Below are 14,347 nucleotides of genomic sequence, written 5' to 3' on the forward strand. Positions count from 1 at the left end.
GCCGCCGCCCTACCGCTGGCCGGTGGAGCCTCCCGTAACCACCGCCGACACAACCACCCGGCTGGGCCCCGTCCCCGCCCGCCACCCCGGCAGGACAGCCGCCGCGATCGCCTGTGTCGTCCTCGGCCTCGGCCTGATCGGCGGCGCCGTCACCGGCAGCTGGCTGACCGGGGACTCGTCCGCCGACCCCGCCACGGGCGCCGGCTACGCACCGCTCCGTTCGCTCTGGCACAGCACCCCCGTCGACACGTTCTTCCCGCGCACCCTCAAGGGCGACGGCGCGGGCCCCGGCGGCGCCGACCGGACCTGGACCAGGGTCGCCGCGGCACCCGACAGCGGCTGTACGGGAGCCCTGGACCCGCTCCTCCTGAAGACGCTGCGCCCGGTCGGCTGCCAGCGGGTCCTGCGGGCGACCTACGTGGACGCCACCAGCAGTACGGTCACCACCGTCGGCATGATCTTCACGGAGGCCGAACCGGCGGGCATGGAAGCCCTGGACGCCCGGTTCACCGACGAGAAACTGGGCGAACGCACCGACCTGATGCCCCGCACCTATCCGGTCAAGGGCACCGTGGCCGCGGGCTTCGGCGACGGACAGCGCGCGAGCTGGACGGTGAACGTCCTCACCGAGGCCCCCGTCGTCGTGTACGCCGTCTCCGGCTTCGCCGACGGACGCCAGGTCCCCGACCCGCAGCCGGTCGACAAGGCCACCGCCGACGGCGCGAAGACCGCGGCGGCCCAGTCCGGGCTCGGCCACGACGCCAAGGGCATAGCCGAGGGGGTCGAGCGCGGACTGCGTACGACAGCGAGCAAGGCGACGGAGCGGCCCGAATGACCACGCCCCCGCGCGCGAGGCGCGCGTCCCGCCGCCACCGTTTCGCGGCCACGCTCGCCGCCGCCTCCTTCCTGCTCGCCGTCCCCGCGACGCCCGCCCACGCGGACGTCATACGCGCCCAGCAGTGGGCCCTCGAAGCGATGCACACCGACGACGCCTGGCGCACCACCAAGGGCGACGGGATCACCGTTGCCGTGCTCGACACCGGCGTCGACCCCACCCACCCCGACCTCGCCGGGCAGGTCCTGACCGGCAAGGACCTCATCGGCTTCGGCGCCGGGAGCGGCGACCGGGCCTGGGCCCGCCACGGCACGGCCATGGCGGGCATCATCGCGGGCCGGGGACACGGCCCCGGCCGCGAGTCCGGCGTCCTCGGGATCGCCCCCGAGGCGAAGATCCTCCCGGTCCGCGTGATCCTCGAAGGCACCGACCCGGACCGGGCCAAGGCCCGCAAGTCGCGCGGCGGTTCACTCGCCGACGGAATCCGCTGGGCCGCCGACAACGGCGCCGACGTCATCAACCTCTCCCTCGGCGACGACAGCGAGTCGGCCCACCCGGAGCCGGGCGAGGACGCCGCCGTCCAGTACGCGCTGTCCAAGGGCGCGGCCGTCGTCGCGTCGGCGGGCAACGGCGGTGAGAAGGGCGACCGCATCTCCTACCCGGCCGCCTACCCCGGCGTGATCGCCGTGACGGCCGTCGACCGTTACGGCACGCACGCCGCGTTCTCCACCCGCCGCTGGTACGCCACCGTCAGCGCGCCCGGTGTCGACGTCGTCATAGCGGACCCCGACCGGCGCTACTACGAAGGCTGGGGCACCAGCGCCGCCGCCGCCTTCGTCTCCGGCGCCGTCGCCCTCGTACGCGCGGCCCACCCCGGGCTCAAGCCGGCGCAGATCAAGAAGCTGCTCGCCGACACCGCACGTGACGCCCCGGACAACGGCCGCTCCGACTCGACCGGTTACGGCATCGTCGATCCGGCCGCGGCGATCAAGGCGGGCGGAAAGCCGACCACCACGGCCGCCGATCCGAAGGACAAGGCGACCGGCTACACGAAGAAGTACTTCGGCCGCGGCCCCGACAACGCCTCGGGGGACTCCGAGCCCGCCGCCTGGCTCGCCCCGGCCGCCGGCGGCCTCGGTGCGCTCCTGCTGGCCGGCGCCGTGGTGCTCTGGCGCGGCGGACCGGTCAGCGGTCGCCGTCGGCCGCACTGACGGTGGCCCGCGCCACCGCCTCGACCAGGGCGATGCCCGCGTCCTTCGTAGGATGACCGCCCGACAGGACGGCCACGAGGACGTCGCGGTCCCCCGCGGTGACGCGGCCGACCGAGTTGACCACCCACAGCCCGGTGGCGCTCAGCGGCATCCACCCGTTCTTCAGCGCCGGTGCGCCGCCCGCCGCCGAGACACCCCATGCCTGGTCCGGCACCACCCGGGTCATCAGGTCCGCCATGAAGGCGCGCGAGCCTTCGCTCAAGGGCGTCGTCCCGCCTCCGAACACGGCCTCCAGCAAGGCCAGTTGATCCGCCGCGGTGGTACGCGTGAGGCCCCAGGACTCCGCCGCCGCCGACTCGCGCAGCCCGAGGCGCCGGTGGGCGGCGTCCAGCCCCCCGGCGCCGCCGACCACCTTCAACAGCCCGGTGGCGGCGTCGTTGTCGCTCCGCTCGATCATGTCGGCGGCCGACGCGCGCTCGTGGGAGGTCGGCTCGCGGCCCGTGTCCTGGGCGCGCAGCAGAAGGGCGGCGAGAATGCCGAGCTTGACGACGCTGGCGGTGGGGTGCGTGTGGTGCGCCGGGCCGGAGGCGTGGCGGTACGCCGTGGTGCGCCCGGTGACCGTGTCGCGGACGGCGACGTCGTACGTGACGTTCGCGCCGGTCGTGACGGCGAGCGGTTCGCCAGGAGCGCGCATATGTCCCCCTCGGTCCGCCGCCGATTCTGCCCGGTGCCCGCGCGGGGCGTCGAGAGCGCGGACACTAGGCTCACTGCGTGGCCCTCAAGAACATTCCCGACCCCGGTTTCTCCGACGACGACGGCACCGCCGACCCCGTCCTCACCGAAGCCCTCGCCGCCTGGTCCGGCGACCGGACCGCCGAACCGCGCGTCCTCGCCGCCCTCAAGGGCGCCCGGCTGCTCGTCCCCGTCGTCACCGTCCTCGGCGAGACCGAGACGGACGCGCGGGGCCTGCGGCGCGAGAAGAACAGCGACATGGCCGTCCCCACGCTCCAGGCCGGTGGCCGGCGCGCTCTGCCCGCCTTCACCTCGACCGCCTCGCTGGCCCGCTGGGACCCGGGCGCGCGCCCCGTCGCCGTCCCGCTGCACCAGGCGCTGAGCGCGGCGGCGCACGAGAAGGCCGACACGGTCGTCATCGACATGGCGGGGCCCGTGCCGTACGAACTGGCCGGACCGGCCCTGTTCGCGCTCGCCGAGGGCCGTACGACCACCGACCCGCTCGACGATCCGGCCGTCGTCGCCGCGGTCAGGGACGTGGCCGCCGCCGAGCCCTCCGTACTGAGGGCCCATCTCGGCCCGGGTGAGGCCGACGGCACCCTCGCACTCGTCCTGCTGCCGGAAGCAGCCCCGGGGGACGCGGTCCGGCGGATCGCCTCCGCGCTCGCGGCCCACGACGTGCTGAGGGCCCGCTTGGTGCGAGGTCTCGACCTGGCACTGCTGCCGGCCGGTGTCACACCTCCGGGCGAGCCCCTCTTCGTACGGGAGTCCCCGGGAGTCCCGCGCGATCAGCCGTAGACCGGTCCCGTGTACTTCTCGCCCGGACCCTGGCCCGGCTCGTCCGGGACCAGGGACGCCTCGCGGAACGCCAGCTGGAGCGACTTCAGCCCGTCGCGCAGCGGCGCCGCGTGGAAGGAGCTGATCTCCGTCGCGCTCGCGTCCATCAGCCCCGCGAGCGCGTGCACCAGCTTGCGCGCCTCGTCCAGGTCCTTGTGGTCGCTGCCGTCCTCCGTGAGACCGAGCTTCACCGCCGCGGCGCTCATCAGATTGACGGCGACGGTCACGATCACCTCGACGGCCGGTACCTCCGCGATGTCGCGGGTCATCTCGTCGTAACTGGCGGGCGACGGAGACTGGGGTGTGTCGGTCATCGGGTCATCATCTCTCTGGGGGCGCGGAAAGGCCCTCAGCGTAGTTGACGGGGCCGTGCGCACCGGAGGCCGACAAGACAGAGGCCGACGAGACCAGAGGCCGAGGCCGCCCCGTTCCGGCCGGTGAGCATTCGTGCCAAGTGCTGATATCCTGTAGTTGACCGGTCGGCCACGTGTGCCGACCCACAAGTGGAGGCTCCGTTCTCCCACCTGGCCGCCCTCACGGGTGGCGGGTCACCGGTCAGGTGGTCACCATCGTTCCGTACGGACGATGGAACCACCCGATACGCCCCGCGGTTTCGACGCGGCGGTGTTCCGGTATTCATGGAGCTCCCGCCTGTGTCCCGTCCGGGGCATTTTTCGTTTCCCCCCGCGGTTGGTCTGACGAAACAGACGTTACGTGGCTGTCTGCCAGGCAGTCTCGTGGTGCTACTGAGGAGGATCCATCAGCGCTGAGCCCCGCATTAACGACCGGATTCGTGTTCCCGAGGTCCGCCTTGTCGGCCCCAGCGGCGAGCAGGTCGGCATCGTGCCGCTTGCGAAGGCCCTGGAGCTCGCGCAGGAGTACGACCTGGACCTGGTCGAGGTCGCGGCGACCGCCCGTCCGCCCGTGTGCAAGCTCATGGACTACGGGAAGTTCAAGTACGAGTCGGCCATGAAGGCCCGTGAGGCGCGCAAGAACCAGGCGCACACGGTCATCAAGGAGATGAAGCTCCGGCCGAAGATCGACCCGCACGACTACGACACCAAAAAGGGCCACGTCGTCCGGTTCCTCAAGCAGGGTGACAAGGTCAAGATCACGATCATGTTCCGTGGTCGCGAGCAGTCCCGCCCCGAACTGGGCTTCAGGCTGCTCCAGCGTCTCGCTTCGGACGTCGAGGAGCTCGGCTTCATCGAGTCGAACCCGAAGCAGGACGGCCGGAACATGATCATGGTTCTGGGCCCGCACAAGAAGAAGACCGAAGCCATGGCCGAGGCCCGCGAGGCCCAGGCGGCCCGCAAGGCGGAGCGCCAGGGTTACGCGAACGACGACCACGTGGACGAGTCCCCGGACGCCGCGAAGGCCCGTGCGGACGCCGCCGCCGAGGCTTCGGCCGAATCGTCCTCCGAGGCGTGACACAAGGGCCGCCGGCCAGGCGGCCCGCGGAGTCCCGCCCGGGTTCCATATACAGCAATCTGACGCTCCCGCCCGCCGGTCCGACCGACCGGCGGGGAGTGCCACTGATGAGGAGAACGGCGTTATGCCGAAGAACAAGACGCACAGCGGTGCGAAGAAGCGCTTTCGCGTGACCGGCTCCGGCAAGATCCTTCGCCAGCGTGCGGGCCGTCGCCACTACCTGGAGCACAAGCCGTCCACCCTGACGCGCCGTCTCGCCGGCACGGTGGAGCTGGCGCCGGGTGACGCAGCGAAGGCCAAGAAGCTTCTCGGCCTGTAGGCGCGAGCCCCGCCGTCGCGCGGGGCACGGCCGCATACCGACCACGCCGTTCTCGGGTCACGCCAACGCCAGTGACCCAGCTACAAGGAGTTAACAAGTGGCACGCGTCAAGCGGGCAGTCAATGCCCACAAGAAGCGCCGGGCGATTCTGGAGCAGGCCAAGGGTTACCGCGGCCAGCGTTCACGCCTGTACCGCAAGGCCAAGGAGCAGGTAACCCACTCCCTGGTCTACAACTACAACGACCGCAAGAAGCGCAAGGGCGACTTCCGCCGGCTGTGGATCCAGCGGATCAACGCCGCCGCCCGCCAGAACGGGATGACGTACAACCGCCTCATCCAGGGTCTCAACGCCGCCAACGTCGAGGTGGACCGCAAGATCCTGGCCGAGCTCGCGGTCAACGACGCCAACGCGTTCGCCGCGCTCGTCGAGGTCGCCCAGAAGGCGCTCCCGAGCGACGTCAACGCCCCGAAGGCCGCCGCCTGATCCCCTGCCGGATCACGGAGCAGAGCACTTCCCGCCGGACCCGCAGGCACACCGCCTGCGGGTCCGGCGCGTTCCACCCGTAACCGCAGCACGTACGCCCCGTCGCCCGCCACGCGCGCGTACGTCCGCACGAGAAGCGAGCCGCCGCCCATGGGCACCCCCGAGCTGATCTCTCCGCGTTCCCCGCGCGTCACCGCCGCCCGGCGGCTGGCCAGACGGGCCTTCCGCGGCAAGGAACGCCGGTTCATCGCCGAGGGCCCGCAGGCCGTACGCGAAGCGGTCGAGCACCGGGGCGACGACGGTGCCCCGACGCTGGTCGAGCTGTTCACCACCGTCGAGGCCGCCGAGCGGTACGCCGGCATCGTCGAGGCCGCCCACGCCGCCGGGGCGCGGGTGCACTACGCGGACCCCGCCGTCCTCGCCGACGTCTCCCAGACCGTCACTCCGCAGGGACTGCTCGGCGTCTGCCGCTTCCTCGACTCGCCGTTCGACGCGGTCCTGCGGGCGCGGCCCCGTCTCGTCGCCGTCCTCGCGCACGTACGCGACCCCGGCAACGCGGGCACCGTGCTGCGCTGCGCCGACGCGGCGGGCGCCGACGCCGTCGTTCTCACCGACGCGTCCGTCGACCTCTACAACCCCAAGTCGGTCCGGGCGTCGGTCGGTTCGCTCTTCCATCTGCCGGTCGCCGTCGGCGTACCCGTCGAAGAGGCCGTGGCGGGCCTGCGGGAGGCGGGCGTACGCGTGCTGGCCGCCGACGGCGCGGGCGACGACGACCTGGACGACGAGCTCGACGCGGGCACCATGGGCGGTCCGACGGCCTGGATCTTCGGCAACGAGGCATGGGGGCTGCCGGCCGAGACGCGGGCGCTGGCGGACGCTGTCGTACGCGTTCCGATCCACGGCAGGGCCGAGAGTCTGAACCTCGCGACCGCCGCGGCCGTATGTCTCTACGCCTCGGCCCGCGCGCAGCGTGTCCGCACTGTGAGCTGAGGGGGTCCGCGCAGTCACCTTGAGCGATGAGAACGAGTAGGGTGACCGGAAACTCGGGGGCCCACCGGGCTCTTCGGAAGAGGTGGGATACGGGCATGACGGTCGGGGCGAGCGGGTCGGCCATCACACGGGGACTCGTCAGGCCTGGTCCCGGCGGCACCGGCCCGCCGGGCCTCGCGCGGGAAGCACTCGCGCACCAATCGGGCGGCCTCGGCCAGGACCCCGGTCAGGGCTTCGGGATCGATCCCGACGACCTCCCCGACGGTCTCGTCGTCGCCGACGAGACGGGCCGCGTGATCTGCTTCAACGCCGCCGCCGCCCGGATCACGGCGGTCGTCGCCGCCGATGCCGTCGGTACCCCCCTGGAGCGCGCGCTGCCCCTCGAAGACCTCGAAGGCCGCCGCTGGTGGGCCCTCACCGATCCGTACGGCGGTCTCCTCACCCGCTACGGCCAGCCCGAACGCAATCTGCTGCTGCCCGGCGGCCGTGAGGTCCTGGTCTCCGCCCGCTACGTGCGCGCGTACCCCCAGGGGCCCGTCCGCAGGCTCGTCGTCAGTATCCGCGGCACCGAGGCCCGGCGCCGTACCGAACGCAGCCATGCCGAGCTCATCGCGACCGTCGCGCACGAGCTGCGCTCCCCGCTCACCTCGGTGAAGGGCTTCACCGCGACGCTGCTCGCCAAATGGGAACGGTTCACCGACGACCAGAAGCGGCTGATGCTGGAGACCGTCGACGCCGACGCGAACCGGGTCACCAGGCTCATCGCCGAGCTGCTCGACATCTCCCGGATCGACTCCGGACGTCTGGAGGTACGGCGCCAGCCGGTCGACATCGGCACCGCCGTGGGGCGCCACATCCAGTCCATCACCGCGTCCGGCCAGTCCCCGGACCGTTTCCTCGTCCGTATCCAGCAGCCGCTGCCCGCGCTGTGGGCGGATCCCGACAAGATCGACCAGATACTCGGCAACCTGCTGGAAAACGCGGTGCGCCACGGCGCGGGAACCGTCACCATCGAGGTGGCACCCGCCCACGTCAAACATGCCGAGCACCCGCACGCGGAGCACGGCGGCGCGGAGCACACCCACGCCGACGGCGGCGCGAAAGGAACAGCGGTCACCGTGAGCGACGAAGGCCCCGGCATCCCAGAGGAGTCGATGGCCCGCGTCTTCACCCGCTTCTGGCGGGGGAGCAAGCGCGGTGGCACGGGGCTGGGCCTGTATATCGTCAAGGGCATCGTCGAGGCGCACGGCGGGACGATCACCGTCGGCCGCGGACCCGGCGGCGGTGCCCAGTTCCGATTTATCCTGCCCGTCGGCGCCCCGGCCTATCTGGCCTGACCACCGGCGGGCTTACGCACTCCGCACGGCCTTTAGACTCGATCCTTGGCACCTTTGCGTCCTCGGCCATCGAGCGGGGTCGTTTTCGCCCGGGTCCTGTCAAACCAACGGAAGTACGGGAAGAGATGTCCGCACCCAACAAGTCGTACGACCCAGTCGAGGTCGAGGCGCTGAAGCCGGAAGAGATCGAGCGCATGCGGGACGAGGCGCTCGCCGCCTTCGCCGCCGCCGGCGACCTCGACGCGCTCGCCCACGCGAAGACGGCGCACGCCGGCGGCACCTCGCCCCTGTCGCTCGCCAACCGTGAGATCGGCGCGCTGCCCCCGCAGGCCAAGGCCGAGGCGGGCAAGCGCGTCGGCCAGGCCCGCGGCGCTGTGAACAAGGCACTCGCCGCCCGGCAGGTGGAGCTGGAGGCCGAGCGTGACACACGGGTACTGGTCGAGGAGGCGGTGGACGTCACACTGCCGTACGACCGCGTCCCGGCCGGCGCCCGGCACCCGCTCACCACGCTGATGGAGCGCATCGCCGACATCTTCACGGCCATGGGCTACGCGGTGGCGGACGGCCCCGAGGTCGAGGCGGAGTGGTTCAACTTCGACGCCCTGAACTTCGTGCCCGACCACCCGGCGCGCCAGATGCAGGACACCTTCTTCGTCCAGGACCGCGACGGCACGGCCGGCGACGAGTCCGGGGTGGTGCTGCGTACGCACACCTCACCGGTCCAGGCGCGCGCGCTGCTCGACCGTGAGCCGCCCGTCTATGTCATCTGCCCCGGACGCGTCTACCGCACCGACGAGCTGGACGCCACCCACACTCCGGTCTTCCACCAGGTGGAACTGCTCGCGGTGGACGAGGGCCTCACCATGGCCGACCTCAAGGGCACCCTCGACCACATGGTCCAGGAGCTCTTCGGCGGCGAGGGCATGAAGACCCGGCTGCGGCCGAACTTCTTCCCCTTCACCGAGCCGTCCGCCGAGATGGACATGGTCTGTTACGTCTGCCGCGGCGAGTCCGTCGGCAACCCGGACCGGCCCTGCCGTACCTGCGGCAGTGAGGGCTGGATCGAGCTGGGCGGCTGCGGCATGGTCAACCCGAAGGTGCTCGTCGCCTGTGGTGTGGACCCCGAGAAGTACAGCGGATTCGCCTTCGGGTTCGGCATCGAGCGGATGCTGATGTTCCGCCACAACGTCGAAGACATGCGAGACATGGTCGAGGGTGACGTCCGGTTCACCCGGCCGTTCGGGATGGAGATCTGATGCGCGTCCCGCTTTCCTGGCTGCGGGAGTACGTCGACCTGCCGGCCACCGAGACAGGCCGCGACGTGCAGGCCAAGCTCGTCCCCGCCGGTCTTGAGGTCGAGACCGTCGAACAGCTCGGCGCGGACCTCAAGGGCCCGCTCGTCGTGGGCAAGGTCCTCACCATCGAGGAGCTGACGGAGTTCAAGAAGCCCATCCGCTTCTGCACCCTCGATGTTGGGGATGCCAACGGAACCGGTGAGCCGCAGGAAGTCATCTGCGGCGCGCGGAACTTCGCCGTCGGCGACAAGGTCGTGGTGGTCCTGCCCGGCGCCGTGCTGGCCGGCGGGTTCGAGATCTCCTCCCGCAAGACGTACGGCCGGACCTCGCACGGCATGATCTGCTCCAGCGGCGAGCTGGGCATGGGCGACGACGGCAGCGGCGGCATCATCGTCCTGCCGCCGGAGTACGAGGTCGGCACCGACGCGATCGAGCTGCTCCAGCTCGTCGACGAGGTCCTGGACATCGCCGTCACACCCGACCGCGGCTACTGCCTGTCGCTGCGCGGCATCGCCCGTGAGACCGCCATCGCGTACGGCCTCCCGCTGCGTGACCCCGCGCTGCTCGACGTGCCGGCCCCGAACTCCTACGGCCACCGTGTCGAGATCGCCGACCCCGTGGGCTGCGACCACTTCACCGCCCGTACGGTCACCGGCCTGGACCCCGAGGCGCGCTCGCCGATCTGGCTCAGGCGCAGGCTCCAGAAGGCCGGGATGCGGCCGATCTCGCTGGCCGTCGACATCACCAACTACGTGATGCTGGAGATCGGCCAGCCGCTGCACGCGTACGACCGCAACCTGGTCGAGGGCGCGATCGGTGTCCGGCGTGCCGAGCAGGGCGAGGTGCTGACCACGCTCGACGGCGTCAAGCGCGTCCTGGACGCGGCCGACCTCGTCATCACCGACGACCGTGGCCCCATCGGCCTCGCCGGTGTGATGGGCGGCGCCGACACCGAGATCGCCGACGGCGAGATCGCGCCGAGCCCGCTCTCCTCGTCCGCCGCCGGGCGCGCGCCGCGCGGCACCACCGAGGTCGTCATCGAGGCCGCGCACTTCGACCCGATCTCCATCGCCCGCACCGCGCGCCGGCACAAGCTGGCGTCCGAGGCGTCCAAGCGCTTCGAGCGCGGCGTCGACCCGCACGCCGCGTCGGCTGCGGCGCAGCGGACCGTCGATCTGCTGGTGCTGCTCGCGGGCGGCTCGGCGGAGGCGGGTGTCACCGAGGCCGTCGCGCCGTCCGGGCCGCACACCATCACGATGGCCGCCGACCACCCCGACCGGGTGGCCGGTCTCGCGTACGGCAGGGAGACCGTCGTCCGCAGGCTCCAGCAGGTCGGCTGCGACGTCCAGGGACAGGACGAGCTGATCGTCACCGTCCCGAGCTGGCGTCCCGACCTGCGCGAGATCAACGACCTCGCCGAAGAGGTCATCCGGCTGGAGGGGTACGAGAATCTGCCCTCCACGCTGCCCAGGCCGCCGGCCGGGCGCGGGCTCACCGAGCGGCAGCGGCTGTACCGCAGGGTCGGCCGCGCGCTGGCGGGCGCGGGCTATGTCGAGGTGCTGAACTACCCGTTCATCGGTACGGCGCAGCTCGACCAGCTCGGACTGGACGCCGACGACGACCGTCGCCGTACGGTCGACCTCGTCAACCCGCTCGTCGACACCGAGCCCGCGATGCGCACGACCCTGCTGCCGGGTCTCTTCGGCGCGCTGCGCCGTAACGACGGCCGTGGCTCGCACGATCTGGCGCTGTACGAGTCGGGCCTGGTCTTCCGGCCCACGGGCGAGGAGAAGGTACCGGCCAGGCTGCCCGTCGACCGGCGCCCCACCCCGGAGCAGCTCGCGTCGCTCGACGCCGCGCTGCCCCGGCAGCCGCGCCACGCGGCCGTGGTCCTCGCCGGTGCGCGTGAGCAGGGCGGCTGGTGGGGCGCGGGCCGCCCCACCGACTGGGCGGACGCCGTCGAGGCGGCCCGTACGGTCGCCGCCGAGGCGGGCGTCGAGCTGACGGTGGAGACCGATCAGCACGCGCCGTGGCACCCGGGCCGCTGCGCGGCGCTGTACGCCACGGTGGACGGCGAGCGGACCCTGGTCGGCCATGCCGGTGAGGTGCACCCGCGCGTCATCAAGGCGTACGGCCTGCCGGAGCGCACCTGCGCGATGGAACTCGCACTGGACCTCGTGGAGCTGGCGGGCACCGGCCCGCTGCGGGCGCCGCGGATCTCGGCCTTCCCGGTCGCCACCCAGGATGTGGCGCTGGTCGTGGCCGAGGACGTGCCGGCCGCCCACGTGGAGCGGGCGCTTCGCGAGGGCGCGGGTGAACTGCTCGAATCCGTCCGGCTGTTCGACGTGTTCACCGGCGAGCAGCTGGGCGAGGGGCGCAAGTCCCTGGCGTACGCGCTCCGGTTCCGCGCCGCGGACCGGACGCTGACCGTGGACGAGGCGTCGGCCGCGCGCGACACCGCGGTGGCGCTGGCCGCCGAGCGCACGGGTGCGGTGCTGCGGGGGGCATGAGCCCGCGGACGGGACAGCGGAACGATCGAGGGGCGCGGCCGGATTCAGTTCCGGACGCGCCCGTCGGCCGTTCTTTCGGTGAGGTGGGACTCTCACGGATACCGGCGCAGGCCGGGGGGACGAACACTGCGCCGTATCCGCCTCGCAACCGCTGGCGCGGCCGGTGCGCCGCCCGCCCCGCCGCGGAGTAGGGCAGGTGGCGGGGCGGACGACACGAGGTGGGCCGCCGTACCGCACGAGGGGGAGTGCGGCGGCCCCGGCCGCTCTTTGCGAGGCGACCAGTCAACAGCGGCGGCGCCCGGCACTGCAGGGCGCACAACGGCCCGATCCGGGCATTACGTTCACACCCCGTGCGATGTCCCGCTCCATTACGCTGTGGCTCCCTGGGGGGTGTCCGGTGCACCCGCGGGTCTCCGGAGGGGCACATGCAGCCCAACACCCTGCTGGATTCGCTGATCGACGAGGCGGGCATGTCCCACGCCGGGTTCGCCGCCCGGGTCAACCGGGCCGGACAGACGCGCGGGCTCGGCCTCCGGTACGAACACACGTCTGTACTGCGGTGGTTGAGGGGCCAGCGGCCACGTGGCCAGGTGCCCGAGCTGATCTGCCAGGTGCTGGGCGAGCGCCTGGGACGCACCCTCACGCTGGACGACATCGGCCTGGGCGTGAGTCCGGGGACGCCGGGCCGCGACGCCACCCTCCCGGTCTTCGTGGAGCGGGCCACCGCGCTGTGGCGCTCCGACCAGCAGCGGCGGGGCCATGTGGTGGGCGCGCCCGCCGTCACCGGTACGCATGCCGTGATGCCCGTCTGGGAGTGGGAGAACCCTCCGGCGGACGCGGACGTCTCGCGCGGCGGCCCGAGCCGTGTCGGGCCGGCCGACATCGAACTGCTGCGGACGGCCAGGGCGCACTACGAGCTGATGTACCGCAGGGCCGGCGGTCTCGCCACCCACGCGCGGATCGTCGGCTTCCTCAACGCCGAGACGGCGCCCCTGCTGCGCGGCGGCTACAGCGACGCGACGGGCCGCCAACTGCACCGCGCCACGGGCGGGTTGGTGGCGGTGGCCGGTATCTGCGCGTACGACTCCGACGCACAGGGGCTCGCCCAGCGCTACTTCCACCAGGCGCTGCGGCTGGCGAAAGCCAGCGGGGACACGGGACTTGGCGCGTACGCCGTCGCGCTGCTCGTCAACCAGTCGCTGTTCATGGGGGAGTACCGGCAGGCGGTGGCCTTCGCCGAGGCGGCGCTGCGTACGGCGGGCCGGGCGATCACACCGGCGCTGGCCGCCGATCTGTACGCCATGCAGGCCAAGTCGTACGCCCTGCTGGGCGACGGGAGCGGGGCGCGGGCGTGCATCAGCCGGGCGGAGGCCGAGGCGGGGCGGATCAGACCGGGGCAGGAGCCTGACGAGACCGGCTATGTGGAGCCGGGTCTGGTCAATGTGCAGGTCGCCGAGGCGCTGCTGAGCCTCGGCGAGCTCGACGCCGCGCGGACGCACGCCGCCGAGGCGGTCGGCACGCCGGCGCACGACCGGGGGCGGGTGCACCGGCTCGCGATGCTCAGCCAGATCGAGCTGCGGCAGGGCGAACCGGACCGGGCGGCCCGTACGGCGCGGGAGATGACCGAGCGCGCCCGGGGGATGGAGTCGCTGCGGCTCAGGGACCGGATGGGCGTGGTGCGGCTGGGGCTGGTGGAGAGCGGCTCGGCGGAGGCGACGGAAGCGGCCGGATTCATCGCACGGGCCCTGCGCGTTCCCCTGTGAGGAGGCGACTGCTGCCATATTGCCAACTCCCAATCGGAAGGTGGCAAAACCGTGCAGTGGGCGAACTTAAGCGAACAGACTGTGTATGAGAATCGCTGGTTCCAGGTCAATCTGGCCGATGTCGAACTCCCCGACGGCCGGCATCTGGACCACTTCCTCATCCGGCTCCGCCCGGTGGCCGTGGCGACGGCGGTCAACGAGGCCAACGAGGTGCTGATGCTCTGGAGGCACCGCTTCATCACCGACAGCTGGGGCTGGGAACTGGCCGCAGGCGTCGTCGAGGACGGCGAGTCCGTCGAGACCGCGGCGGCGCGGGAGATGGAGGAGGAGACCGGCTGGCGGCCCGGCCGCCTCCGGCATCTGCTCACCGTGGAGCCGTCCAACGGACTCACCGACGCCAGGCACCATCTCTACTGGTCGGACGCGGCGACCTACACCGGCCACCCGAGGGACGACTTCGAGTCCTCGCGCCGGGAGTGGGTACCGCTCAAGCTCGTTCCCGACCTGATCGCGCGGGGTGAGGTGCCGGCCGCCAACATGGCGGCCGGACTGCTGATGCTCCATCACCTGCGCCTGGGAGGCGGCGGGTAGGGAGCCAGGGTC

The 14,347-nt window shown here is 72.2% G+C and carries 14 protein-coding genes; 12 read left to right on the forward strand and 2 right to left on the reverse strand.

Annotation, left to right across the window (positions count from 1 at the left end):
• The first annotated feature begins 22 nt into the window (after positions 1–22).
• A complete protein-coding gene (locus OIE74_RS31585) occupies positions 23–835 on the forward strand; it encodes a hypothetical protein (RefSeq protein WP_329392521.1) in 813 nt (270 codons plus the stop codon).
• Positions 832–2,046: a type VII secretion-associated serine protease mycosin gene (mycP, locus tag OIE74_RS31590; protein WP_329389703.1), complete on the forward strand. Its 1,215-nt coding sequence runs from the start codon at positions 832–834 to the stop codon at positions 2,044–2,046. Before OIE74_RS31585 ends, mycP begins: the two co-directional genes overlap by 4 nt.
• On the opposite strand, the gene OIE74_RS31595 is transcribed toward mycP, so the two are convergent.
• Positions 2,021–2,740 carry a serine hydrolase gene (locus OIE74_RS31595; protein ID WP_329389705.1) on the reverse strand — a complete coding sequence of 240 codons (720 nt, stop codon included), beginning with the start codon at positions 2,738–2,740 and terminating at the stop codon, positions 2,021–2,023. The two genes, mycP and OIE74_RS31595, sit on opposite strands and share 26 nt — an antisense overlap.
• Positions 2,741–2,817: 77 nt before the next feature.
• Here OIE74_RS31595 and OIE74_RS31600 point away from each other — a divergent pair, with 77 nt between their 5' ends.
• Entirely contained in the window at positions 2,818–3,576 is a 759-nt protein-coding gene (locus OIE74_RS31600) for an SseB family protein (protein ID WP_329389707.1), read from the forward strand.
• Here the strand turns inward: OIE74_RS31600 and OIE74_RS31605 are convergent.
• Positions 3,567–3,929, reverse strand: coding sequence for a DUF1844 domain-containing protein (locus OIE74_RS31605; RefSeq protein ID WP_329389709.1), 363 nt, complete (start codon positions 3,927–3,929; stop codon positions 3,567–3,569). The genes OIE74_RS31600 and OIE74_RS31605 overlap by 10 nt on opposite strands.
• A gap of 445 nt (positions 3,930–4,374) precedes the next feature.
• Here OIE74_RS31605 and infC point away from each other — a divergent pair, with 445 nt between their 5' ends.
• The 9 genes from infC to OIE74_RS31650 all read left to right on the forward strand — a co-directional run bounded on the left by infC (position 4,375) and on the right by OIE74_RS31650 (position 14,335).
• Complete coding sequence (infC, locus tag OIE74_RS31610) at positions 4,375–5,046, forward strand: translation initiation factor IF-3 (protein WP_329392522.1); 672 nt, start codon at positions 4,375–4,377, stop codon at positions 5,044–5,046.
• Positions 5,047–5,170: 124 nt separating this feature from the next.
• The gene (gene rpmI / locus OIE74_RS31615) at positions 5,171–5,365 is read left to right on the forward strand and encodes a 50S ribosomal protein L35 (RefSeq protein WP_078078233.1); all 195 of its coding nucleotides are present in this window, start codon (positions 5,171–5,173) and stop codon (positions 5,363–5,365) included.
• Positions 5,366–5,462: 97 nt separating this feature from the next.
• Positions 5,463–5,849, forward strand: coding sequence for a 50S ribosomal protein L20 (gene rplT, locus OIE74_RS31620; RefSeq protein WP_242571084.1), 387 nt, complete (start codon positions 5,463–5,465; stop codon positions 5,847–5,849).
• A gap of 150 nt (positions 5,850–5,999) precedes the next feature.
• On the forward strand, positions 6,000–6,839 hold the full coding sequence (locus OIE74_RS31625) for a TrmH family RNA methyltransferase (protein WP_329389712.1): 840 nt from the start codon (positions 6,000–6,002) through the stop codon (positions 6,837–6,839).
• Positions 6,840–6,934: 95 nt separating this feature from the next.
• Positions 6,935–8,176, forward strand: a complete 1,242-nt coding sequence (locus OIE74_RS31630) for a sensor histidine kinase (protein ID WP_329389714.1) — start codon at positions 6,935–6,937, stop codon at positions 8,174–8,176.
• A gap of 125 nt (positions 8,177–8,301) precedes the next feature.
• On the forward strand, positions 8,302–9,432 hold the full coding sequence (gene pheS, locus OIE74_RS31635) for a phenylalanine--tRNA ligase subunit alpha (protein ID WP_329389717.1): 1,131 nt from the start codon (positions 8,302–8,304) through the stop codon (positions 9,430–9,432).
• Complete coding sequence (gene pheT, locus OIE74_RS31640; protein WP_329389719.1) at positions 9,432–11,981, forward strand: phenylalanine--tRNA ligase subunit beta; 2,550 nt, start codon at positions 9,432–9,434, stop codon at positions 11,979–11,981. Before pheS ends, pheT begins: the two co-directional genes overlap by 1 nt.
• Positions 11,982–12,406: 425 nt before the next feature.
• On the forward strand, positions 12,407–13,744 hold the full coding sequence (locus tag OIE74_RS31645) for a transcriptional regulator (RefSeq protein WP_329389721.1): 1,338 nt from the start codon (positions 12,407–12,409) through the stop codon (positions 13,742–13,744).
• A 51-nt stretch (positions 13,745–13,795) separates the two neighbouring features.
• A complete protein-coding gene (locus OIE74_RS31650) occupies positions 13,796–14,335 on the forward strand; it encodes an NUDIX hydrolase (protein WP_329389723.1) in 540 nt (179 codons plus the stop codon).
• Positions 14,336–14,347: the final 12 nt, after the last annotated feature.

This window comes from Streptomyces sp. NBC_01716, assembly GCF_036248275.1.
Lineage (GTDB): Bacteria > Actinomycetota > Actinomycetes > Streptomycetales > Streptomycetaceae > Streptomyces.